Source organism: Rhodococcus sp. ARC_M6, from assembly GCF_022810305.1.
Classification (GTDB): domain Bacteria; phylum Actinomycetota; class Actinomycetes; order Mycobacteriales; family Mycobacteriaceae; genus Rhodococcus_F.
In genome coordinates, this window is the sequence record NZ_JALGQH010000009.1 from 114,420 (window position 1) to 140,763 (window position 26,344).

At 61.6% G+C, this 26,344-nt stretch carries 12 protein-coding genes; 4 read left to right on the plus strand and 8 right to left on the minus strand.

Annotated features, from left to right (window positions below):
• Positions 1–7 precede the first annotated feature (7 nt).
• Positions 8–847: an alpha/beta fold hydrolase gene (locus MTX36_RS12705; RefSeq protein ID WP_243620093.1), complete on the plus strand. Its 840-nt coding sequence runs from the start codon at positions 8–10 to the stop codon at positions 845–847.
• On the opposite strand, the gene MTX36_RS12710 is transcribed toward MTX36_RS12705, so the two are convergent.
• The gene (locus MTX36_RS12710; RefSeq protein ID WP_243620094.1) at positions 844–3,987 is read right to left on the minus strand and encodes a multicopper oxidase family protein; all 3,144 of its coding nucleotides are present in this window, start codon (positions 3,985–3,987) and stop codon (positions 844–846) included. The two genes, MTX36_RS12705 and MTX36_RS12710, sit on opposite strands and share 4 nt — an antisense overlap.
• Positions 3,988–4,153: 166 nt before the next feature.
• On the opposite strand from MTX36_RS12710, the gene MTX36_RS12715 reads away from it, so the two are divergent.
• Together MTX36_RS12715 and MTX36_RS12720 are read left to right on the plus strand one after the other, a co-directional pair.
• Positions 4,154–4,435, plus strand: a complete 282-nt coding sequence (locus tag MTX36_RS12715) for a helix-turn-helix transcriptional regulator (RefSeq protein WP_243620095.1) — start codon at positions 4,154–4,156, stop codon at positions 4,433–4,435.
• Positions 4,432–4,839 carry a VOC family protein gene (locus MTX36_RS12720; protein ID WP_243620096.1) on the plus strand — a complete coding sequence of 136 codons (408 nt, stop codon included), beginning with the start codon at positions 4,432–4,434 and terminating at the stop codon, positions 4,837–4,839. The genes MTX36_RS12715 and MTX36_RS12720 overlap by 4 nt, the downstream gene beginning before the upstream one ends.
• Here the strand turns inward: MTX36_RS12720 and MTX36_RS12725 are convergent, their stop codons facing one another.
• On the minus strand, positions 4,840–5,859 hold the full coding sequence (locus tag MTX36_RS12725) for a cation diffusion facilitator family transporter (RefSeq protein ID WP_243620097.1): 1,020 nt from the start codon (positions 5,857–5,859) through the stop codon (positions 4,840–4,842). It lies immediately after the preceding gene.
• Positions 5,856–6,269: a metalloregulator ArsR/SmtB family transcription factor gene (locus tag MTX36_RS12730; RefSeq protein ID WP_243620098.1), complete on the minus strand. Its 414-nt coding sequence runs from the start codon at positions 6,267–6,269 to the stop codon at positions 5,856–5,858. Before MTX36_RS12730 ends, MTX36_RS12725 begins: the two co-directional genes overlap by 4 nt.
• 128 nt (positions 6,270–6,397) lie before the next feature.
• Between MTX36_RS12730 and MTX36_RS12735 the strand changes: the two genes are divergently transcribed.
• Positions 6,398–6,823 carry a nitroreductase/quinone reductase family protein gene (locus tag MTX36_RS12735; RefSeq protein WP_243620099.1) on the plus strand — a complete coding sequence of 142 codons (426 nt, stop codon included), beginning with the start codon at positions 6,398–6,400 and terminating at the stop codon, positions 6,821–6,823.
• Between the two features lie 77 nt (positions 6,824–6,900).
• Here the strand turns inward: MTX36_RS12735 and MTX36_RS12740 are convergent, their stop codons facing one another.
• The 5 genes from MTX36_RS12740 to MTX36_RS12760 form a co-directional block, all read right to left on the minus strand.
• Positions 6,901–7,287, minus strand: a complete 387-nt coding sequence (locus MTX36_RS12740; protein ID WP_243620100.1) for a DUF2784 domain-containing protein — start codon at positions 7,285–7,287, stop codon at positions 6,901–6,903.
• 74 nt (positions 7,288–7,361) lie between these two features.
• On the minus strand, positions 7,362–7,988 hold the full coding sequence (locus MTX36_RS12745) for an SRPBCC family protein (protein WP_243620101.1): 627 nt from the start codon (positions 7,986–7,988) through the stop codon (positions 7,362–7,364).
• 72 nt (positions 7,989–8,060) lie between these two features.
• Entirely contained in the window at positions 8,061–8,405 is a 345-nt protein-coding gene (gene hisI / locus MTX36_RS12750; protein ID WP_094273537.1) for a phosphoribosyl-AMP cyclohydrolase, read from the minus strand.
• A 115-nt stretch (positions 8,406–8,520) separates the two neighbouring features.
• The gene (locus tag MTX36_RS12755) at positions 8,521–25,866 is read right to left on the minus strand and encodes a non-ribosomal peptide synthetase (protein ID WP_243620102.1); all 17,346 of its coding nucleotides are present in this window, start codon (positions 25,864–25,866) and stop codon (positions 8,521–8,523) included.
• Entirely contained in the window at positions 25,859–26,344 is a 486-nt protein-coding gene (locus tag MTX36_RS12760) for a YbaK/EbsC family protein (RefSeq protein WP_243620103.1), read from the minus strand. The genes MTX36_RS12755 and MTX36_RS12760 overlap by 8 nt, the downstream gene beginning before the upstream one ends.

The following is a 26,344-nucleotide window of genomic DNA, read 5'->3' on the forward strand; positions in this document are numbered from 1 at the left end:
ATCCCACATGCTTCAAGTGAAGTTGAAACGAGCGACGATCGAGTATCGAGTGTTGGGTCCAGACGACTCGCCCCATCCCCCGGTGTTGTTCATTCATGGCATCCTCGTCGATCACAGGCTATGGATGGACGTTGCAGAAGGACTTGCGCGCGACGGTTTCCGCTGCATTCTCCCCAAACTTCCTCTTGGCTCCCACACGATTCCAGTCGACGATTCGGTGGAGCTCACGCCCGGCACGGTCGCCGAAATGATCCACGACTTCATCGGCGCACTCGACCTTCGCGACATCACACTGGTGGGCAACAACACCGGCGGCGCCCTCTGCCAGCTCCTCGTGGACGCGCATCCCGACCGCGTCGGCAGCCTGGTGCTGACCAACTGCGACGCGTTCGAGAAGTTCCCGCCGTTCCCGTTCAACGTCGTCTTCGCGACCATGCGCGGACCGAGGTCGATCGGCCTCTTGTCCAAGCTGCTCAAGGTGGCAGCACTGCGCCATTCGCCGCTGGGTTACGGCTTGCTGGTCCGACGGGATGACGCGTTGACCGCATCGTGGGTCGAGCCGATGAGCACCGATTCACGAATCGCCAAGAACCTGGCGACGCTGTTGCGTGGGGTCGGAGCGATGGATCTCACCGACGTCGCCACCCGACTGCCTCGCTTCACCAAGCCGGTCACGATCGTGTGGGGAATGGCTGACCGCGCCTTTACACCCGTTCTCGGACGTCGGCTCGCGGCCCTGTTTCCGGACGCCGCGTTCGTCGAGGTTCCCGGCGCGAGGACATTCGTCGCGCTCGATGACCCTGCCGCCGTCATCGATGCGATCGCGACGGCGGGAGCGCGCACCTAGCGACCCCCGAGTGGCAGTGCTCCTGCGCCAGAAGGATAGGGCGGCAGGGTTCCGACGAGTGTCGGCGTGAGGGTGATCGCCGACGGATCTGCCCGCCCCACACTGAATTTGCGTACCTCGGACGGCCCACTGACCAGGAGATCTGCACCCACTGTGGTACTTGTGGTCGCCACACTGACGCCAGAAGATCCTTCGAAGGGATCAAAGGACGCAACTTCCCGGAAGGCAACATCTGTCGAATGGTGATCTGGGCTCTCCAAATACATCTCGGGCGCACCATCTAGCCGTGACCCACTCGAGAAGACGCGCACCGTTCCTTCGCCTCCGCGCATCCCGGTCACGATGGACTTCGCTCCGCCCTCGGCACCGGCCACCCATCCCGTCGAGAGAGAAACTCCGTCCCGATAGTTCGGATCAAACGCCAAGAACTGCGACGTCATCACCGGCCCATCCGCATGACCTGCGTGTTCGTCAGCGTTTCCTTTTGCGGCCGCTGCGGCGGTGGGCTGGTAGAGGTCGTAGCGGAATGTCTTCACCCACGGTTCGTCGCCCGCGCCCGGCGCTGTGACGATGCTGGCCCGACCGGAATGCGAGTCGACCATTCCGGTGGCAACCGTGACGCCGCTGTTCGAACCCGGGTACGGCGTGAATGACCCGAATTCCGCCGGAGCCGTCTTCTTGTCGGCAGGCAGATCAGTCGAGTAGATCTTCACCTGCGATTCCATTCCCGGACCGGAGCCGACGATGATGTTGTCCGCCAAGGCATTCCCATCGATGTCGACGCCGCCGACGTTGACACCACCGCGGAAGTCCGCGGCAAAAGGAGCGAAGCGCGCCAACTCATCGGTGAATGGTTCGCCACTAACTGCGTTGTACGCCGCCACTTCCGGAGCCACACCCGGTCCGGTTCCGACGACGAGGTCCAACACCATGTCGGCATTCACGTCGGCCATCGCGACGCTGAGTGTCCCCTCGAAGGATGGGAACGGCGTCACGGTCGTGACCAACCTGTCGCGGTTGGCATCGAAGATCTGCACCGTCGCGGGCACGCCGGGTGAACCCGGGACAGCGACCGCATACGACGAGACTTCCGGAATCACGTTGACCGTCGCCATCAGGCCGTTGTCCTCGTGATTGAGTCGATGGCAATGGATCACAAACGTTCCGGTGTATTCGGTGAACTTGGTACGCAACGTCACCGACGCCGGAACGAGCGCATTCTCGTTCTCATCCGTGACCGGGGCGGGCACATTGACGTTGTCAATCCCCCACGGCTGAACTCCCGTCGTAGTTCCAGCGACAGGGTCCACTACTTCCATGACTTGAAAGTCGTTGACATGGATGTGCATCGGATGCTCGTCGTTGTTGAGGTTGGTGATCTTCCATTCCTCGACGGAATTCAAACGAGGTTGAATGAGGGGAATATTGGGAAAGGTGTTGTCCGCGAATTCGTAGGTGAAGGCCTTCGGATCACTGTTGCTGGCCTTGTCGTTGCCGAAACCGCCCGAGACCGTCAGTGAGCGCGTCACGTCGGGGTTCATCGATGCGGTATCCACGAACGAGGTGTACGCATCTAGCGTCTGTCCGTACTCGAATGGCGTTGTCCTGCCTTCACCCTGATCTGGGGTGGCTCGAATCAACTGCTGGGTCGGAAACGTGAAAAACCCGTCGGCGTAACTGATCACCGACGGATCGACTGTGACGGTACCGAGTTCTGCCGGCGGATTGTCAGTGCCGTTGTTCGTGTAGAGAATCCCCGGATTGCTCACCGGTTTCGCACCTTCGAGCGGAGGCATTTCCAGAACGAGATCCCCGGATGCGGGCATCGTGACCGCTATCGCGTATCGGGATGCCGGCGGAATCACGAGCCTGGTCCCGTCACCGTCTACTGGCGGCTGGACCTGGCCGAACGGATTACCGTCCTGTCCGACAATCGCAAATTTCGGATGGTTTCCTGTCTCCGTCTCCGTCAATGTGACCGGCATATAGGCGAAGTCACTGATATTTGCGAGGACCCAAATTTCAGTCTGCCCGGGCTTCAGTTTCAACGATGGCTGGAACTGCCCGTTCACTGTGTACTGCACATCGCGTTGATTGTCCGGCAGCGCCAGGTCGGCCGGAACATTCGTGGAATCGCTGGAAAAGCTCTGCAGATTGCCCGGAACAAACTGATTCTGTCCACGATGGTTGGCCGGCGACAGCGGTCCGCTGTACCAATTGGTGAAATACTGTGCACCCTCGGTTGTCTCGGAAAAATTTACAGGCACAAGGCTCGGCCGATAGGTGCCGTCAGCAAGTTCGGTGCCAGTCGGAGGCGTCAAGGTCGAGACGAATTGGGGCCAGTTCGCATCGTTGAGTTGTCGCCCCTTTCCCTTCCTGTCGAATACGAAGTTGTACTGCAGTGCCATATCGCGAATGGGTATGTCGTTGGCGGTCACTATCGGCAAATTGCCGTCGGGCCGACCGATTTCGAGCAGCCCTGCCAGTCCGAGGTACGTCTGCTGAGCGGTGAGGGTGTGACGGTGGCTGTGATACCAGTACAAGCCGTTGGGCATAGATCCTGGAACCGCATAGTCGTACACGTTCCCCTGACCGGCCGGAATGTTGAGCAACACGTTGTCGCCATTACCGTCCGGGCTGACATGCACCCCATGCGTATGCAGGTTCAGCGGCGCGGACGTCAGCGCCGGCGGATAGATCGGAACCTTCCCACCCGCCGGTGTGAACGCCGGATCGTAGAAATCTTCGATTGTGAGGCCCTGCAAATCGTTGTCGTAGTGGATGATCAATCGCTCGCCCGGGTTCACTCGAAGCGTCGGCGCTGGGTAGACATCATTCGCCGACGTTGTTCCGTCGGAGGCACTACCTCGCAAAACCTCGTAGCCGAAGAGCAAGAAATTCGACACCGATCCCGATGCTGTGTCGAGTGGAACCGCCCCCTGGTGGGCAGACAATCGCACCTCGAGAACACCGTCTTCGCTGCTGAGCTTGACGGGTTCCTTGAAGTCGACGGGCGTGCCGCCCGATCCGTAATTCCTGCCTACGCCGGGTGCCGGATCACTGGAGGTACAGGCGGCCAACGCCACCGTCAGAGACACCACTACCACCGCGACAAGCGCCCTACCCCGCAAAACGATCACTGGTTTCCCCGTTCCGAAACGGCGTGAGATACATCAGATCGACGCTCCGTAGCTTACCGAGAAAGTGCCCTGAACAGGAGATTTCGGATACTCGACGACGCTCACGCAGCAGCGACCTTCTACTGTGAGCTTGATATGCAAGTTGCCACTTGCCTATAGTGGGGTCGTGGTCAATGTCTACCGTGCTCTCGACGACGAGACAAGGCGTGTCATCCTCGACGAACTCGCCGCGAGCGACGGCCAGACTCTGTTCGAGATCTGCTCAATGCTCACGATGAGGCACAACCTCAACCTCACCCGTCAGGCGATCTCTCAGCATCTCGGCGTCCTCGAATCGGCTGGGCTCGTCATGACCGAGCGTCGCGGACGGTCCAAGTTTCACTATTTCAATCCCGAGCCACTCGCCGAAATCACCCGCCGATGGCCTCCCAAGACAGGAACACGATGAAAATCAAACTGACAAGCCTGTTCGTCGACGACCAACGAGCAGCCCTCGCCTTCTATACGGACGTGCTCGGCTTCACGAAGCATCATGACATTCCGCTCGGCGACGACTCCTGGCTCACAGTCACATCACCGGAATGGCCCGAGGGCCCGGAACTCCTGCTCGAACCCGCCAAGCACCCCGCCGTCAAGCCGTACCGCGATGCGCTTGCCGAAGAAGGCATTCCGCTCGCACAGTTCACGGTCGACGACGTCGAGGCCGAGTATGCCCGACTGACAAATTTGGGTGTTGTGTTCACTCAGCAACCGACTGACATCGGCACCGCTGTCGTAGCCATCTTCGACGACACCTGCGGCAACCTCATCCAGATCATCGCAATGAAGCCGGATGCGAACCCCGATCACTGATCACTCCCGATGCGTAGAACTCGCCGAACCGTGCGCTGGATAGGCGTGTACGAGAGCGCTCGATAGCTTCGGAACTGCATGTGTCAGTGCATGTTCTGCACTGTGCGCAATCGCGTGCGCTTCGGCGAGCGTCGAACGAGGATCGACGTCGAGTTCTGCGTCAGCATGCAATCGGTGGCCGATCCACCGCATCTTCAGTCCGCGAACCCCAAGGACACCCGGTTCGAGCTCCAATGCCCGTTGGGCCTCGTCAACCAACTCGGGTTCAACGCCGTCCATGAGGCGTCGGAACACATCGCGCGCCGCCGAACGCAAAACAGCCACGATGGCAACCGTGATGACGAGGCCGATAATCGGATCCGCCAACGGAAACCCGAGGGCAACTCCCCCAGCACCCAATAGAACTGCCAGTGACGTGAATCCGTCGGTACGAGCATGTAATCCGTCGGCGATCAGTGCGGCAGAACCGATCTGCCTCCCGACCTTGATGCGGTACAGCGCCACCAACTCGTTGCCGAGAAAGCCGATCAGGCCGGCTGCCGCGACCCAACCCAGGTGTTCGACCTCCACAGGATTGATCAATCGCCGAACCGCTTCAACGCCCGCAATTAACGCAGAGATCGCGATCATGACAAGCACGAACAGTCCGGCCAAATCCTCGGCCCTGCCGAAGCCGTAGGTGTAGCGACGCGTCGCCGCTCGCGTTCCCAGCGCAAATGCAATCCACAGCGGTATCGCGGTCAATGCGTCGGAAAAGTTGTGAATGGTGTCCGCCAACAACGCCACTGAACCCGAGATCGCCACGGTCGCGACTTGCGCGACGGCCGTGACACCCAGAACGACAAGACTGATCTTGACGGCTCGAATGCCGATCTCACTCGATTCGAGTGCGTCGTCCACACTGTCAGCCGCGTCGTGACTGTGCGGCGAAAAGACCTCCCGAACGGCGGATCGGAAGCCTCTCGACGGGTGACCATGCCCATGGCCATGCCCCTGCATCGTTTTGGGCTCATGCGTCATGACGCACCAACCTCTCCGGTGGCCTCAGGTGACCTTTCCGGATGGATCTCACGGAGTTCACCGGCGTTGCGATGGTGTCCCGGTAATCCGGGTCCGGCATGCTCGGCATTGAAGACGGCATCTGTAACCAGTTGGCGCACATGATCATTCTCGAGACGGTAGAACACCGTTGTACCTTCACGGCGGGTGCGAACCAACCGCGCCATACGCAGTTTTGCCAAATGTTGCGACACTGACGGCGCCGGCTTGCCGACGCGCTCGGCAAGGTCGTTGACCGACCGTTCCGTGTCCACCAATACCCACAGAATTTGGACTCGAGTTGCGTCGGCAAGCATCCGAAAGACCTCGACCACCAGATCGACCTGATCTTCGGGGAGCTTTCGACGGCAAACACCACTATCTGCGTTCATACGTAGATAGTAGATCAAGAATGCCGACGATTGCCCGCACATAAAGACGAAACGTATGCCAAGCTAGCGGTACCGAAAGCCAGCCACCAGCATCAAATGGACACAAACGGCCTGAGCAGGAGACGACGATGAGTACTGACGACTGGAACGCAGACATCATTGCCACATTCAGAGCTAACGAAGGACAAGTGGGTGGCCCGTTCGAAGGCGCGCCGATGGTGTTGGTCCATCACCGGGGCCGCAAGTCCGGGCGCGAGTTCATTAGCCCGATGATGTACATGGCCGACGAAAAGGATTCCGACACCATCTACGTTTTTGCATCCAAAGCTGGAGCCCCCACCAACCCCGACTGGTACTACAACCTCGTTGCTGCAGGCCAAGCCGAGGTTGAAGTCGGAACAGAAAAGTACCCGGTATCGGTGCGCGAAGTGACCGGCGACAAACGCGAGAAAATCTTCAATCTGCAGGCAAGTCTGTACCCAGGCTTCGCCGAATACGCAGCGAAGACTGCCGGTATCCGCACGATTCCGGTGTTAGCACTTTGCCGCGCTTGATTCACGGCAAATGCTGGATCAGCGCCGTTTCCGTTCGGAAACGGACTCGGCCTCGGCCTCGACTATTGAAAGACCGATCACCGAATTGACGACGGTCCTGTCTGCGCCTTCGCATGGCGCCCGAGCAACACATACCCCAGCCAGGATCCGACAACGACAGCCGCAGCCAGGCCCTGAACAATCGGCTCGATACTGACCGGATAGAAGACTCCGGTGATGTAGTGCGCGATAAATCCGGTGGACGGCAACTCGGAGATGCCGGCCATTCGGCGCGCCCAATTCTCCAGATTTGTGAGTGGGCAGTCGTATCCGACCACCAGCGACCCCGCACCCCAGGCCACCGCCGCAAGGTGAATTGCAATGGTACGACGCCACTTCCAGGCAAGAAATCCGCCGAATACCACGTACAGCACAAACCCGAAGTGCATGAAGACCGTCGCTATTTCGATGACTCGATACACCATCGTCGTCTCCGCTCGTGGCGCGGAAATCCCGCAACAATCCAGACTATCCCGATGCTAGTCCGGTCGACCATTCCTTACGCGGTATAGGCGGCGGTAGTTCGAGCGGCCGCCGCGCGCGCTTCTTCGGGATCATCGCCGGAATTGATGGCAGCTTGGGCCCACAGGTCACTGCTGGTGGCCATGAATGCTTTGGCCTGGCGACTTGCCGACCACTCCGGCGTCTCGATGGGGGTGTTAATTCCCAGTTCGACGTGACGCGCCAACCCGAGCAGTCCCAGATCCCAGCCGACGCCGACCGCGCCCGGCCCGTATTCGGTCCACCGATCCAGATCGACATCAGCCACGTGAGTGAAGTCGAAGAGCGTTCCCCCACTTGCAGTTTCGGACAACTCGATGGTCACATAGCTCACCTTCCCGCCGTACTCCCAGGTGATACCAAGCATGCGAGGGGCCTCACAGACCAGAATTTCGCCGCCGGCATTTCCGTCGAGTTGATAGCGACCGCCTGGTCGCGCTTCTCCCGAAACCGCCATGAACCACAGTGGGATGCGTTCCAATTCTGCGATCGCAGACCAGACCGTAGTGATCGGTGCTGCAAGTTCTCGCGACATACCGAGCGATCGAGTCTTGCCTACATCACCGCCGAGCGCACTCAGCGTTCGAGTAACCAGTGGTAGGGAATCAACTTCGTTGTCGGCCATGACGCTCCCGCAGTGTCGGAAAGTTGTCCGCTCAATCGTTGGACAGTGACCTGCTCACCGTCAAGAGCCGCCTTATTCAGCGGCGAGCAGTACGTCGGTATCGAAACAGCTGTGCGTGCCGGTGTGGCAAGCCGCGCCTTCTTGATCGACGATGAGCAGGATCGAATCCCCGTCGCAGTCCAGACGTACTTCGTGGACGTACTGGGTGTGGCCCGACGTTTCACCCTTGACCCAGTATTGCTGGCGCGAACGCGAGTAGTACGTTCCCTTGCGTGTTTCCAGAGTCCGTGCGAGCGCTTCGTCGTCCATCCACGCGACCATCAGAACATCTCCGGTGGACTTTTCCTGCGCGACCGCGCTGAACAGCCCGGCATCGTTTCGCTTCAGCTTCGCTGCAATTGCGGGATCAAGACTCATAGGACGTTTATACCTGCCGAACGCACCACATACAGCATTTGTATGGTCGCACGACCCGGTAAACGGAGTGAGGACCTACCGGGTACCTACAAGGGCAACGGGTAGTTGTGTGAATTTACTGCTGATCGTCCCGATCGACCGAGTTCAAATGGCGATTGAGAAGCGGACCCAAGGTAGCCAGGCCCTGAGGACTCGTCATCTGCTCATGTCTGGTGGGAACTCGATACTCGAGTACATCACCGGTGATGCGGTCCTTCCACCTCGCTGCGCCGGACTCGGTGTCAAAACCTTGCTCCTCACCGGAATCTGTTGTTGCACTGAAGAAAAGAAGCTCAGAGATATCCAGCAACGACGGCTGGTGCGCGAGAGCCCCATCCACGAGATCGCAGTACTGTCGGTACAACGTCTCGAGATGAGCCGACGTCAGTGATGCAAACAGTCCACCCTTGTGACGCAACAACTCCGCGGCCTGTTCCGCCGCCACTTCTTCATCGGCTTCGAAAGTATCCAGGGCACCGAACTCGGCGACCAGTCGTGCGATCGTGGGCGTTTCGGCAACGGGGCCGGTCCCGTCCATCAAGCGACTGTCCATCATGGCGAGTGTCGCTACGTCGTCACCCTCGCGAACGAGCTGAACCGCCATCGCATGCGCAATCTGACCCCCCACCGAATAACCGAGCAGGTGATAGGGCCCGTGGGGCTGTAGGGACCTGATTTCACGGACGTAGCGTTCGGCAAGTTCCTCGAGCGAGTTGTAGTGCAGATCGGGATCGGTCAGTGCCGGTGATTGGATTCCGTAGATCGGTCGGTCGTTGTCGACGTAGTGCACCAATCCGCTGAAACACCAGGCCAGCCCGATTGCCGGGTGAATACAGAAGAGTGGATTTCGGTTCCCGTTGGCACGCAACGGAAGCAGTACCGCAAGTGCGGAATCGGCGTCAGCCGGCTCAGTTCCGCGTATTGCGATGCGGTGAGCCAGAGACTCAGGCGTCGAATGCGTCAATATCCACTGGACCGGCACATCGACGGAAATCGATTCATGCAGCCGCGCCGCGACACTCGCCGCCATCAACGAGTTCCCGCCGAGGGCAAAGAAGTTGTCGTCCGCTCCAACTCGCGATGTCCCGAGTTCGGCGGCGAACGCGGCTGCCACAGCAGTTTCGGTACCCTCGCTCGGTTCCCGGAACTCTGCCCGGCCCGCATCGAAGTCCGGTGAAGGCAACGCAGCGCGATCGATCTTTCCGTTGACCGTGAGCGGCAATGCATCAAGCACCACGACCGTCGCCGGCAGCATCTGCGGAGCCAACCGCTCGCCCACGAACGAAAGCACCTCCATCGAGTCCAGGACCACGCCGGGCCGAGGAGTCACGTAGCCGATCAATCGATCGCCACCCCTCCCATCGCTGCGAACCGCGGCCACAGCCCTGGTCACGCCCTCGCACGCCGAGAGTGCCGACTCGACCTCACCAAGCTCGATACGAGAACCACGAATCTTCACCTGTAGGTCGGAACGACCGACATAGTCCAGCGCCAAACCATGACCCGGGCTCCGCAACCACCGGACAACATCGCCCGTCCGATACATTCGTCGACCCGAACTGCCAAAGGGATCAGCGACAAACCTCGACGCCGTCAACCCCACCCGATTGCGGTATCCACGTGCCAAACACGGTCCCTCCACGTACAGCTCCCCCGGCACTCCGACGGGAACCGGCCGCAATCTGCCGTCGAGAACAACCTCGCCAACCCCACACGTCGGGTCACCGATTGTCACCTTCTCGCCCGCGGCCAACGGCTCGCCGGCGTCAGTCTGGATTGTCGCCTCGGCGGGGCCGTAGGTATTGAACATCCGGCGTCCCGGCGCCCACCGCTCCACCAACTCCGGCGGACACGTCTCACCCCCGACTACCACTGTCCTCAAGTCCTCGAGCCCCGCTGGATCCACCGTCCCCAGCAATGACGGTGTCAACGCAGCATGAGTCACTTTCTCCCGCAACAAGATCTCCGCCAACTCATTCCCGCCGTAAACCGTGGGCGGCACAATCACCAACCGACCACCCGACGCAAACGCCCACAATTGTTCCAGGACGGCAGCGTCAAAACTCGGCGAGGCAGCGTGCAACACCCGAGAATTTGGGCCCAGCGCGAACCGAGAACACTGCTCGGCCACCAGATTTGCCAAACCCCGATGAGAGACCACGACACCCTTCGGCACCCCCGTCGAGCCCGACGTATAGATCACGTAGGCCGCATGATCAATGTCCAGGTTTGCCGTGCGGTCCACATCGTCAACCGGTAGAGCCGACGCCGACAACAACTCCCTTTCCATTACCGGATCGTCGACAACCAACCACTCGACCGACCCCGGCAACCCATCCCGCCACTCCGAATTCGTAATACCGAGTGCCACATCAGAATCGTTCAGCATGTACTCAACTCGGACGCTCGGATACAACGGATCCACCGGCACAAACGCCGCCCCCGACTTCGTGACCGCTATCGCCGCAACGACCTCACCGAACGACCGAGGCAATGCCACCGCAACAGACGACTCCGGACCGACACCGCGACTGATCAGCAACCGCGCCAAACGATTCGACTGATCGTCGAGCTCGCCGTACGCCCACTGCCGATCCCCGAACACCACCGCGATCGCGGATCCGTTCTCGGCCCCGTCCGCCAACAACTCCGGCAATACCCGCCCCGGCACAGCCGGACCACCCTGCACCGACGTCAACTCGCGATATTCGTCCGGGGACAGCAGATCCAGTTGCGCCAGGGGCAGATCCGGGTCTGCGACGACGGCGTCGAGGACACGAAGAACCCGCTGCAGGGTCTCCTCCATCGCGTCGTGGTCGAAGATCTCGGGCAGGAATTTGATTCTCAGGTGCAATGTCGTATCGACGTCCGCAACGAGGCCGATCGGGTAGTGCGAAGCATCCGCGCCGCTCACACCGACCACATGCATGCCCGCGATATCGGTGTCTTCGGTGAGACCTCCCCGGTCGATCGGGTAGGACTCGAACACCGTCATCGTGTCGAAGACTGCTCCCGGCCCGGCGACACGCTGAATGTCAGCCAGACTCACGTAGTGGTGATCGAGCAACGCGGCCTGCTCCGCCTGAACCCGGTCGAGGAATTGCCCCAGAGTCTCGGTGGTGTCGAGACGGACCCGTACCGGCAGTGTGTTGACAAACAGTCCGATCATCGATTCGATGCCCTCGAGCTGTGGGGGCCGACCCGAAACGGTGGCACCGAACGTCACGTCGTCCCGAGAAGTCAACTCGCCCAAGATAATCGCCCAGACCGTCTGGATCACCGTATTGAGGGTGACTCCCCGGGCCCGCGCAAGACCGGCCAAGGCCGCGGTCTGCTCCTCGGTCAATTCGCCGGCAACATCCTTTGATTCGGAATATCGACGGCCAGGATCAGCCGGCGCCACCAAGGTCGGATCGTCAAGCCCGTCGAAAGCTCGAGCCCAAGCGTCGAGAGACGCCGTCGTATCCTGCTCGGCGATCCAGGCCAGATAGTCCCGATAGGGACGGACCCTCGGTAGCATCGCAGGGTCCCCGTCGGTTCCGTAGAGTACCAACAACTCTCGCAGCAATAACGGCGTCGACCAACCGTCGATCAGCAGGTGATGATTGGTCAGGACAAGCCGATAGTGATCCGGCCCGATGGTGACCAGCGTCCAGCGCAGTAGCGGGGCGTGAGCCGGATCGAACCGCGTCGCCCGGTCGGCGGACATCAGTTGATCCCATTCCGAACCTCGCGCTTCGTCGCCGAATCCGGACAGGTCGATCTCCGACCATGGTGCCTCGACGTTGTCCTCGACCACCTGCACCGGGCCGGCGTCGGTGTTTGGAACAAATGCAGTGCGCAAGTTCGGATGACGGTCGAGCAGCAACTGACCGACTCGGCGCAACCGCGCCGGATCGACGTGCCCACGCAACTCGACGACCAACTGCACCAGGTAGGCGTCCACCGAGGCTTCGGATGCTAACGCTGCATCGGAAGCCAAGGCTGTATTGGAAGCCAAGGCGTGGAACAGCAACCCCTTCTGCAGAGGAGACAGCGGCCAGACGTCGCTCAGCGCCGGATACCGCTTCTCGAGGCGTTCGATTTCAGCCTGCCCGAGCGTGACCAGGCTCAGGTCCGTCGGCGTATGTCCGCCCGCGCCCGGTCGCGCGGCATAGGTTGCCAGCAAGGAAAGGGCTTCGAGCCACAACCGAGCCGGTACGCCAACTTCCTCAGCGGTGAGCACCCCGCGCGGGAAGGACCAGACCGCCCGCAGTGTCGGCCGAACGCCGTCGTCGATGGTGAGGGAGTTGATGTCGAGCACCGTCGGTACCGGCATATCCGGATTCTGTGCACCCGAAAGGTTGCCCGCATCGTCGACGGGTACCCAGCCGCTGTCACTCCCGTTTGCTGGAATTCCTGTGGTGACCCTACCGAGATAGTTGAAGGCGATTTGCGGTACCGGCAGGTTCCGCAACACCGATCCGGTGTCGTCATTGAGATACCGCAGCAGGCCGTACCCGATCCCATGGTCGGGAATCGCGAGAAGCTGCTCCTTGACCGACTTGACCAGCGTCGCCAACGCCCGGCCGCCGGCGTAGGCGTCGTCCAGATCGATACCGGAAAGATCCAGGTGCATCGGGAAAGTCGTGGAAAACCAGCCGACGGTGCGCGTCAAGTCCGAACCCGGGACGACGCCTTCCTCACGTCCGTGCCCTTCGAGACCGATCACTACGTCCTCGAGATCCGCTCCGCGATCACGCCGCCACTTCGTCACCGCCAACGCCAAGGTGGCCACCAGTCCGTCACCCACGCCGCCGTGAAATACCTCCGGGACAGTGGTCAACAAGGATTCGGTGACGTCTGCGGGCACATTGACCTCGACGGTCTCGGAGGTGGCCGCCACATCGATCGCGAGATCCAGTGGCCGAGACCCGATCATCGGATCGTCCACCGCCATCGCTCGCCAGATATCGAGTTCGGCAATCCGCTCCGGACGCTGGGCCACCTCGACCAGTCCGTGCGCCCACCGGCGCATCGAGGTTCCCACCGGCGCAAGCTCCGGCTGCACCCCGGCAGCGAGCTGCGCCCACGCGGTCGCCAGATCCGGCACCAGCACCCGCCAGGACACCCCGTCGACCACCGAATGGTGAATCACAATCAACACTCGGCCGCGCCCTGCCTCTTCAGCAGGATCGAACCACACCACCTGCATCACAATCCCGTCAGCGGGATTCAACCGCTCCGCTGCGGCGTCCAACTCTCGCGACGCCAATTCGTGGAACTGCGAGCCTCCCAGCGGCACGTCCAACGACACCCGAGTGATGATGTCCTTGGCCTGAATCATTGCTTCCGGCAATGCTTCCCACGTCCAGTCCCTGCCCCGCGCCTCATTCCGCCGCAACCGCGCTCTCAGCATGTCGTGGTGGTCGAGCAATACTTGGATTGTGTGCCCCAGACCGTCCGCATCGATATGGTCCGGCAGCCCCAGCATCACGGCCTGCGAGAAGCGGCCGAAGCCCGCTTCACCTCGTTCGAGCAGCCAGGACAAAATCGGCGTCAACGGAATCGTCCCGACGCCGCCGCCGGCAAACTCCTCCAATAACGCCTCCACGTCGTCGCCGACGACAGCAACCTGCGCCAACCCTGCAACCGACTTGCGGTTGAAAACATCCCGCGGCGAGAACACCACGCCGGTCCGCTTTGCTCGCGCCGCCAATTGGATCGACATGATGCTGTCGCCGCCGAGCGCGAAGAACGAATCATCCACACCCACCGATTCGAGTCCGAGCACCTCCTCGAACAATCCCGCCAGCACCTTTTCCATCTCAGTTCTGGGCGCGTGGAATTCGCTCCGCCCGGTACCGAAGTCCGGCGTCGGCAACGCAGCGCGATCGAGCTTGCCGTTCGGTGTCACAGGAAGAGAATCGAGGAGCATTACGGCAGCGGGCACCATGTGTGGGGCCAACTGTTCTCCGGCAAACGCGAGTACTGCCCGAGGGTCGACGGCTACCCCCGACTCCGCCACGACGTACCCGATCAACCGGTCACCGGAAGGCCCGTCGCTGTCGACGGTGGCCACTGCCCGAGACACGCCCGGGCAGTTCATCAGAGCCGATTCGACCTCACCCAGTTCGATCCGGAATCCACGAACCTTCACCTGATCATCGGACCGACCGACGTAGTCGAGATTCAGGCTCCCATCCGAGCGTCGAAGCCACCGCACCAAATCACCGGTTCGGTACATCCGGCGACCGGAACCGGCAAACGGATCTGCCACAAACCTCGACGCCGTCAGCCCCACCCGCCGGCGGTATCCGCGCGCCAGCGCCGGTCCGGCCAAATACAGCTCACCGACCATTCCGACGGGCACCGGACGCAACCTGCAATCGAGCACGCATTCATCGAAGCCGCGTATCGGGCCACCGACCGTCACCGGGTCATCTGCAACCAACGGCGGACCGGCATTCGACCAGATGGTCGCCTCGGTCGGCCCGTACAGGTTGAACATCACGCGATCCCGCGACCATCGCGCCGCCAACTCCGGCGGGCACGCTTCTCCCGCCACCATCAGACATTGCAGCGACGCTGCATCGATCGCAGTGGTGTCGATCGAGGCCAACGCCGTCGGCGTGAGTACCGCATGAGTCACACCCTCGTCATCGAGCAACTGCGCCAACTCGCCGCCGCCGTACAGGAACGGCGGGGCGATCACCAATCTCGCCCCCGCACCGAACGCCATCATCTGCTCGAACACCGCAGCGTCGAAACTCGGCGACGCAACATGCAACACCCGCGCATCCGGACCCAACCCGAACCGAGAACACTGCTCCCCCACCAGATTCGCCACACCACGATGAGTAATCACCACACCCTTCGGCACCCCGGTCGACCCGGACGTGTAAATCACGTACGCCGGATGATCGAGTGCCAGTGCCACGCTTCTGTCCTCGTCGGTCACCGGATCTGCTGCCAATCCTGTCAACTCGACCCCGACCGTCGCATCGTCGAGCTCGAGCCAGCGGACCGAATCGGGCAACCGATCGCGCCACTCCGACAACGTAATTCCAACCGCCACAGCAGAATCCGACACAATATGCTCGATTCGGGCCGCCGGATACAACGGATCGACCGGCACAAATGACGCTCCCGACTTTGTCACCGCCCACACCGCCACAACCGACTCGAACGAGCGCGCCATCGCCACCGCCACACTCGACTCCGGCCCGACACCACGACCGATCAGCAACCGTGCCAACCTGTTCGATTGTTCGTCGAGCTCCCCGTAAGTCCACCGTCGATCCCCACACGCCACTGCGGTCGCCGACCGGTTTTCAGCGCCGGCAGCCAACAACTCCGGCAAGACACGGCCACGAGCCGCGGGACCACCCGACACCGATGACAACTCACCGAATTCGTCGGGAGACAGCAGATCCAACTTGGCCAGTGGCAAATCCGCGTCGGCGACGACGGTTTCGATGACACGCAGGACCCGCTCGAGGATCTCCGTTATCGCGTCGTGGTCGAAGAGTTCGGGGAGGTACTTGATTCTGAGATTCAGTTTCGTATCTACGTGCGCAATCACACTGATCGGGTAGTGGGCGGCGTCTGTGCCGCTCACGTCGATTACCTGCATCCCGGCGATATCGGTATCGGCAGTGAGTCCTGCGTGATCGACCGGATAGGACTCGAACACTGTCATCGTGTCGAAGACTGCTCCCGGCCCGGCTACCCGTTGGATATCGGCGAGACCAACGTAGTGATGGTCGAGCAACACCGCCTGCTCCGCCTGGATCCGGTCGAGAAGTCCGCCGAGAGTTTCGTTGGGGTCCAGCCGCACGCGCACCGGAAGTGTGTTGACAAGCAGACCGATCATCGATTCGATGCCCACGATCTGAGGAGGCCTCCCGGAAACCGTCGCACCGAACGTCACGTCATCCCGGGACGTCAACGCGCCCAGGATAATCGCCCAGGCCATCTCGACCACGGTGTTGAGGGTATTTCCGCGGGCCCGCGCAAAGTCCGTCACCGCACTCGTCTGTTCGTCGGTCAATTCACCTCGCACGTCACGTGATTCGGTAAATCGACGCCCCGGTTCGAGCGGAGCAACCAACGTCGGTCCGTCGACGTCGCCGAGTAACCGCATCCATTCCCCGAGAGACCGTTCAACGTCCTGCCGCTCGACCCACGCCAGATAGTCCCGGTACGGGGAGAGCCTCGGCAACGCCGTCGTGTCGCCTCCCGTGGCGTAAAGCAACAACAGCTCGCGCAAGAGCAGCGGTGTCGACCAGCCGTCGAGCAGCAGGTGATGGTTAGTCAGTATCAGCCGGTAGCTGGCTGGTCCAGTGGTGACCAGCATCCAGCGCAGCAGTGGGGCACGGGCAGTATCGAACCCCGCCGCCCAGTCTGCTGCTATCAGCTGATCCCACTCACAACCCCGTGAGTCGTCGCCGCGGCCGGACAGGTCGATCTCCTTCCACGGCGCCGACGCGTCGCTGCGGACCACCTGCACCGGCCCACCCTCTGCATCCGGAACAAACGCGGTCCGCAGGTTTGCATGCCGATCGAGCAACATCTGCGCGGCGCGGCGCAAACGCTCCGGGTCGACGTGCCCGCGCAGTTCGACGACCAATTGCACAACATAGGCGTCGACCGACTCCTCGGACACCACTGCATGAAACAGCAACCCGGTCTGCAACGGCGAGAGCGGCCAGACATCGCTCAATGCCGGGTACCGTTCCTCGAGATCTTCAATCTCGGCCTGACCGAGGGAGACAAGATCGAAGTCCGACGGAGTGTGTCCCCCGGCCCCGTCGGTACGGGCGTGCTTGGTCAATGCCGTCAACACCTCGCACCACGACGCGGCCAGTTCGTCGACCTCGGCCGCAGTCAGCACCCCGCTGGGGAACGACCACGTCGCGCGCAATCGCGGCGCGCTCGGACTGCCGACGGTCAGGGCGTTGATATCGAGCACCGCGGACACCGGCATGTCCGGATTCTGGGCACCACTGAGATCGCCCCCATCGTCGACCGGCATCCATCCGGCCACTGGGACGCCCTCGGGAAGCTCGGTCGCCACACGTCCGAGATAGTTGAAAGCGATGTGCGGTGCCGGAAAGTCTCGCAGAGCCGATCCGGTGGTCTCGCAGAGATACCGCAGCAAGCCGTACCCGATCCCGTGGTCGGGAACCGCACGAAGCTGTTCCTTGACGGACTTGACCAACGCTCCCGCCGCCGGGCCACCAACGCGCACTTCCTCGAGGTCGGCGCCGGAAAGATCAAGTCGCATCGGGAAACTCGTGGAGAACCAACCAACCGTGCGAGTCAGATCAGATCCCGGGACGACGCTTTCCTCACGTCCGTGCCCTTCGAGACTGATCAGAACATCATCGAGGTTCACTCCGTTATCGCGCCGCCACGTCGTCACCGCCGTTGCCAGCGCGGCCAGCAGCCCGTCGCCCACACCGCCATGGAATGCCTCGGGAACTGTGGTCAACAACGCCTGCGTGACGTCGGTGGGGAGCTCCACGCAGATACTCTCCACGGTCGAGTTCACGTCAACAACGTGGTTCAGTGGTCTGGACCCCATCACCGGGTCGTCCACTAGGGCCATCCTCTGCCACAAGTCGAGTTCCGCCATCCGCTCCGGCTCCTGGGCAGCATCAACCAATCCATGGGCCCATCTGCGCATCGACGTTCCAACCGGGGCTAGGTCGGGATCCTGGCCAGCGTCGATCTGCGCCCACGCGGTCGCCAGATCCGGAACCAGCACCCGCCACGACACCCCGTCAACCGCCGAATGATGCACCACTATCAGCACTCGCCCCGGATCGCGCGTCTCGACCGGGGCAAACCAGACCACCTGCACGAGGATCCCAGAGTCCGGATCCAGCCGATCCGCTGCGGCATTCAACTCTGCCGCAGCCAACTCCCGGAACCCAGTGCTCCCCTCAATCGGCACTGTGTGGATAACAGCGTCGGCTCGAATCATTCCGGCCGGCAACACCTCCCACGACCAGCTCACATCGGAATGTCGGGACAGGCGCGCCCGCAGCATGTCGTGCCGATCAAGGACCGCCTGGACGACGCCGGATAACGTCGGCCGGTCGATCCCCACGGGTAGGCCCAGCATCACCGCCTGCGAGAAGCGCTCGAACCCTGACCCACCTCGTTCGAGCAGCCAGTGCATGATGGGCGTCAACGGAACTTCTCCAACTCCGCCACCGGAAAACTCCTCCAACGCCGCGGCTCCCTCACCGACGACAGCAATCTCCGCCAAACCGGCCACCGACTTGCGCTCGAAGACGTCCCGCGGTGAAAACTGCACTCCGGCCTGCTTTGCCCGCGAGACCAACTGGATCGACATGATGCTGTCTCCGCCGAGGGAGAAGAACGAATCCTCTACGCCCACTTCGGCGACTCCGAGCACCTCCTCGAACAATCCCGCCAGAACGATCTCCACCTCGGTGACCGGCGCTCTGAATGTGCTTCTGCCGGAGGCGAAGTCCGGCGCCGGAAGCCCGTCACGATCAAGCTTTCCGTTCGAGGTGAGGGGCAGAGACTCGAGCACCACCACGGTCGCGGGCACCATGTGCGGAGGCAATCTCTCGCCCACGCCACCGAGCACCGCACGAACGTCCAGGTCGACGCCGGGCTCAGGCACCACATACCCGATCAATCGGTCACCTCTACCCGCGTCACGACGGACCGCGGCCACCGCCCGGGCCACGCCCGGACAAGCTGACAGAGCCGATTCGATCTCCCCCAACTCGATACGGACACCACGAACCTTCACCTGAAGATCCGAACGACCGAGATAATCAATGGTCACGCTCCCGTCCGGAAGCCGCAGCCAGCGCACCACATCGCCGGTCCGGTACATCCGCAGGCCGGAACGCGTGAACGGATCGGCGACAAACCGCGACGCAGTCAAACCCCTCCGATTACGGTAGCCACGCGCCAGCCCCGGACCAGCCAGATACAACTCCCCCACAACTCCGATGGGTACCGGCCGCAACCGCGCATCGAGGACCTTCTCCGCGAAACCGCAGATCGGCCTACCGACAGTTACCGCCTCACCAGCTGCCATCGGCACAGTGGCATTCGACTGAATTGTCGCTTCCGCGGGGCCATAGGTGTTGAACATTCGGCGCCCCGGCGCCCACCGTGTCACCAGCTCTGGCGGGCAGGCCTCGCCGCCCACCACAACCGTCCCGAGATCCTCGAGCCCGGCCGGATCAACCGTCCCCAACAACGCCGGCGTCAGCGCCGCGTGAGTCACCTTCTCTCGCAACAAAATTTCCGCCAGCTCACCGCCGCCGTAGACCGACTGCGGCGCGATCACCAGCCGCCCACCCGATGAAAACGCCCACAACTGTTCCAAGACGGCAGCATCGAAACTCGGGGACGCAGCATGCAATACTCGGGAATCCGGACCCAATCCGAACCGAGAACACTGCTCCGCCACCAGATTCGCCAACCCGCGATGCGTTAACACCACGCCCTTCGGCGCACCCGTCGACCCCGACGTGTAAATGATGTAGGCGGCGTGATCGATGTCGAGTTCAGCTGTCCGCTCCGCGTCACTGATCGGTAACACAGACTCCCGCAGCAGCGCACCCTCCGCAACTGGTTCGTCAAGTACGATCCACCGCACCGAACCTGGCAAGCTATCACGCCACTCCGAGAGCGTAATCCCCACCGTGACAGACGAATCAGTCAGCATGTGCTGGATCCGGGCGGCCGGATAGAGAGGATCCACCGGCACAAACGATGCCCCCGACTTAGCCACCGCCCACACCGCCGATACCGACTCGACCGACCGCCCGAGCGCCACCGCGACACCCGACTCCGGACCGATCCCCTGCCTGATCAACAACCGCGCCAACCGATTCGACTGCTCATCGAGGTCCCCGTACGTGCACCGCTGCTCCCCACACACCACCGCGATCACCGACCGGTTCGCGGCGCCCGCAGTCAGCAACTCCGGCAACAACGCTCCGGGAACAGCCGAATCACCCGACACTGCCGTCAGTTCCAGCACTTCCTCCGCGGAGAGCAATCCGATATCCGCAATCCGCAACCACGGCGCAGTCATGACCTCCGCGAGGATGCGGGCGAATCTGTCCGCGAAACTGTGAACTGTGTCCGCGTCGAGAATGTCGACGGCAAAGATGAAAGAAGCTGATATCCCGGCGGGAGTACCGTCGTCGGAATCGAACTTCTCGGTGAGACTCAGATGCAGGTCGTACCTCGCGACGTCAAGGTCAACATCGACAACCTCCACCTCCAGATCAGGCAAGACCAGGTTGGGAGGCTCGGTGTTCCGCAACTCCACCATCACCTGAAAGAGCGGAGAAATCGCCGTCGACCGCACGTGATCGACGGATTCCAACACTCGCTCGAACGGAATCCGGGCATGGGCGAAGGCACCCAGATCGCACTCCCGCACCTGCTGTAGTAGATCCTCGAACGAATAGCCTGACTCGATGTGCGTCCGAAGCACCACGGTATTGACGAACATGCCCACCATCTCGTCGAGCGAAGCCTCCCCGCGTCCGGCAATCGGGGTACCCACCGCGATGTCGGAACTCCCGCTCAGCCTGTTCAGCAATACAGCCAGCGCCGCATGCATGGTAATGAACATCGTCGAATCATGTTCGCGCGCAAATATTCCCAGTCGGCGATGCAAGCTCGCGTCGATATCGAACTGCACGCTACTTCCTCTCCCTGACCGCCAGGTCGGGCGCGGTCGATCTGTCGGGAACGGCGTCGACTCGGCCATTCCTGTCAGCGTTTGCCGCCAGTACGTCAGCTCCGCCGCGGCCAGGGAATCAGGATCGGACTCGCTACCGAGAATGCTGCGCTGCCACAGGGTGTAGTCGGCATAGCTCACGGAGGTCGGCCCCCAGTCGGGCGCTCGCCCGTGTAGGCGCGCGGTGTACGCGGCCACCACGTCCCGCGCCAGCGGCGCCATCGACGAGCCGTCGGCCGCGATGTGATGGACCACCATCACAAGGACGTGCTGGCAACGGTCGATACGGAACAACACCGTCCGCACCGGGACTTCATCGGTCACATCGAAGCCTTCGCCCGCAAGGTCGGCAATCTGCTCAGGCAGTGACGCCCCGTCCGGCACTGTCACCGGAAGGAGTTCGGCAACCACCTGATCTGTCGGCACAACGACCTGGAGCGGTCCCTGGGGGGACTCCGGGTACACCGTCCGGAGCGTCTCGTGGAGGTCGACAACATCGGCAAGCGCAGCTCGCAAGGCGTCCGCATCCAACTCGCCTGTCAACCGCAGCGCGATGGGAACGTTGTACGCGCAGGACGAGGTGTCCAACTGATTGACAAGCCACAGGCGCTGTTGAGCGAGGGACACCGGAACCCTGTCGGGGCGCACTCCCGCAGTCAGTGCCGGGCTGGCCGACGGTTGTCCAGCGCACTCGATTCGGGCCGCAAGCTCCGCGACGGTGGGCGCGTCGAACAGATCCCGCACACCGATGTTCACGTCCAGTGCCGAGTTGATCCGCGCCACCACTTTGGTTGCGATCAAGGAATTGCCGCCCAGGTCGAAAAAGTTTGTATCGATGCCGAGCTGATCGGCGGCAAGCATCTCGGCGAAAATGCCGGCGACAGATTCCTCCGTCATGGTTCGCGGCGACCGGAACTCTGTGCTGGCAGCTCCGAAATCCGGTTCGGGCAGGGCACTGCCGTCAAGCTTGCCTACCGGGGTCAGCGGAAGTTCGTTCAGCACCGAAATCGCTGCGGGCACCATGTATTCCGGCAGTAGCGAACGGGCATGGGTTCTCAGCTCGGCGACGTCGATGCCCTCGCTGTCACACGGAAGGACATAGGACACCAGGACTGGGTCTCCGGCAGGTCCGGCGCGACTGCGTGTCACCGCAAAACCGACATGCGGATGTTCGGTCAGAACCGAATCGATCTCACCGAGCTCGATCCTGAAACCTCGAACTTTGACCTGGAAGTCGGTTCGGCCGACATATTCGAGAGTCAGACTTCCCGCCCGATCGTGACGCCACCGCACCACATCTCCGGTGCGGTACAGGCGATGTCCCGGCACACCGAACGGATCAGCCACGAATCGGGCAGCCGAGCGACCCGATTGATTCCGGTAACCACGCGCCAGACCCGGACCCGCCAGATACAACTCCCCGGCAACTCTGATCGGCACCGGGCGAAGGCGCGAATCGAGCACCACTTCGTGGAAGCCCCGAATCGGGCCACCGATCGTGACCGGCTCCCCCGATACATCCATGGCCCCGACATTCGCCATGATCGTCGACTCCGTCGGGCCGTAAGCGTCGAACATCGCCCGTCCCGGCGCCCATCGCAAGGCCAAGTCCGGTGAACACGCCTCGCCTGCCACCACGAGGCACCGCAACGATTCGCACCCCGCCGGATCAACCGACGTCAACGCCGACGGTGTCAGTACGGCATGGGTCACGTGGCCACGATCAAGTAGTTCCGCAAGGTCGGTGCCGCCGAATATCGTCGGAGGCGCGATCACCAATTGCGCACCCGACCCGAATGCCCACACCATTTCGAACACCGACGCGTCGAAACTCGGGGACGCAAAATGTAATACCCTTGCACCGGAATCAGTCTCGAATCGTTCGTGCTGTTCGGCAATGAGATCAGCCAACCCCCGGTGCGGCACCACCACTCCCTTGGGTGCACCCGTAGACCCCGACGTGTAGATCACGTACGCCGGATGATCGAGTTTCAGAGGCGCCGTCCGTTCGCGGTCGGTCACCGGCGTGGCGATTGATCCCGCCACCGCCGCTTCGACGGCATCGTCATCCAACACCATCCACGGCACGGTCCGAGGCAACTCTTCGAGGGCATCCGAGACTGTCAGCCCGAGGACTGCGCTCGAATCGGTCAGCATGTGTTCGAGCCGAGCCGACGGATACCCCGGATCAACCGGAACAAATGCAGCACCGGTCTTCGTGATCCCCCACACGCACACAACCGACTCGATCGACCGCCGCATCCCCACCGCGACGCATGACTCCGGACCGACACCTCGACGAATCAACGCGTGTGCCAAACGACTAGACCGTCGATCAAGCTCTTGGTACGTCAGTACTCGATCACCGGACACCAGCGCAACAGCGGCGGGGTCCAACTCGACGGCCGCCGCCAACAATTCCGGCAACGTCAGTGAAGGCATCGGTGCCGCGCCGCTCACCGGCGTCAATTGCTCACGCTCCTGCTGTAGGAGCATCGTGATGTCGCCGATCCGTACCGACGGATCCTCGGTTCCTTGCGCAAGAATGTGCACGAGACGATCTGCGAATCCCTGCATCGTCGCTGAATCGAACAGGTCTGTGGCGTACGTCAGATCCACGGACAGGTTCGGCACCCGACCCGAGGCCCCGGACTTCCCCTTCACGACAACCTGCAGGTCACAGGCTTCGGCTCGGTCCCAGCCGTCGGGGGCTGTCACCTCTACGCCCGGTACTCCGGTGGGGACTGGTACGTCGCATCCGAGGACCACCTGGACAAGCGGCGAATACGCCGACGATCGATCAATTCCCAGCGCCTCCACTACCTGTCCGAAGGACACCTGTGTCTGGCTGAATGCACCTCGTCCGCACAGCTTTACCTGCTCCACCAGATCCGTGAACGAAAGGTCCGGATCGACGAGTGTCCTCATCACCACAGCGTCGGCGGCATTTTCCGCCTCGTCGGAGACTGGAATACCGACCGCAATATCTTCGGTCCCGCTCAGCCTGGCAAGCAGCACCGCCAACCCGGCATACGTTATCGCAAAAATGCTTGAATCATATTCAGCAGCAAAGGCTTTAACATCGCCAAGCAGCTTCTCGCCGAGATCGGCGCGCACGCTACCCAACCTTCGCGTCCGCCGATTCGGACGTCGCCGATCCATCGGCAACTCCAGCAGGCCACGCAGTCCGGACAGAGTGCGCCGCCAGTAGTCCAACTGCCGGGCCGCCTCCAGTCGACGCTCACCTTCCACTGCACTGCTCGGATGAATGGTTGTTATCGGCGCGTCCGGTGCGGCTGCGACAAATTCCTCGATCAGACCGAGAAATCCGTCGTGGTGTGGCCGCAGTTCGTCATCCCGGTAGCGACCGGGATTTCCCCGAAACTCGACAAAAGTCTTTGCCGGCGTTCCACTTTGGTAGACATTGACCAGCAAGTCCTCCACCGGCCCGGAGGTCAAGACATGAAATTCTCCGGTCAGTGGACCGAAATTGATCTCCTGGGGAAAGAGCATCACATTGACCATCGGCGCCGCAGTGCTCTGTGACGTTGCGCCGACGCCCATGTCGCGCAGGATTTCGTGGAGGTTGCTGCGCTGGTGCCGCAATGCACCGACCAGTTCGAGATGCACGCGCTCAACCAGTTCACCGGTTGTATCTCCCGGGCGAACGTCAATTCGCAACGGTGCGATATTTACCAACATGCCACCCGAGCGGCGGAGCACGGCGGTGGTACGTCCTGAAACCGGTACATCCACCCGGACGTCGGTCCGTCCCGTCATCCGCGACAGGTAGCACGCGAATCCGGCGATAATCGTCGCCGTGGACGTTCCACTTCCGCGCTTGTCCGAATCCACCAGTCGCGCAACAGTTTCCTCCGACAACGACGTCGTCACCAGCGTGTCGGTAGCGACGGGAGTCGCATATCGGTTGGCCAGACTCACGCCCTCGACTCGTCCGTCGAGTCGCTCGGCCCAATACGCGCGGTCCGACTCGAATCGGTTCGACTCACGATAGCGACAATCGAGTTCGTACAATGTTCGTAGATCGGCTGCCGGATTGGGCCCGGTTTCATGCCCCTCAACTGCTGCCGAATACATCGCGGCGATGCGGTTGACCATCGTCATTGCCGCGTAGGCGTCCAGCACTACGTGGTGAGCGCGGCCGTACCACAGGTAGTGAGCGTCACCGACTTGCAATATCGACGAGGCAATCAAGCGGTCGCGCGTCAGGTTTATCTCGCGCATATAGTCCGCACGCATCCAGGCTTTTGCAGCTGCCATCGGATCGGTTTCGGCGCGCAAATCGATGAATCCCATTTTCCCTTCGAGCGAGGAGTCGACAACTTGGTACGGCTCTCCGGCAACTTCCACCAATCGGAGAAATGCCCACTGAACCTCACGCCCCGCGGTCTCGGCTGCCCAGCAGAACAGGTCAAGATCGAGATCGCCGTGAAACTCTACGTATTGGGCGATGCAATGCGGCACATTCGGGGTGAGTTGCTGCGCGAACCACACCCCATATTGCGCCGACGACAGCGGAAAGGGTTCCACGAGTATGGATTCCGGAGAAGATGATCCACCACCGTCGAGTGCGGCGCCGATGGGAGATTCCAGAATCGTGCGTCGACTTCTCGCTTCGCCGGCACGGTCGCGATTACTGTGTGCGGACGGCACCGCCAGTTCATCCATCAGCTATCTCCACGATTTCTGCGTCGCAAACCTGGGCGAGATCCTCGGGGTTCAGTTCAACTTCGATACCAGCGTTGCCGCCTCCCACCAAAACTGTTCGATGAGTCAGTAGAGATTTGTCAATGACAACCAAAATATGGTTGGGCAGCCCGAGCGGTGATACCCCGAGACGTTGATACCCGAGGTTCTTCGTTAACGCGCCCGGACCCGCCACCTCCATCCGGCCCATCTCACAATGAATCGATATTGCCTTCATATCAATTTTCTTATTGACCGGACACACTGCAAGAACAAATTTATTACTCGACTGCTGCTTCAATAACACTGACTTGGTAATTCGATCCAATGAAATTCCGAGCGCATCCGATAAATCTTTCGGGGAATCCACCGGACAATCAAGATTTGCGTGGTCGTGAACCGTTACCGCTAAACCGAAGTCCTCCACAGCCCCGACAACTCGATCATGCAACTCATTCAC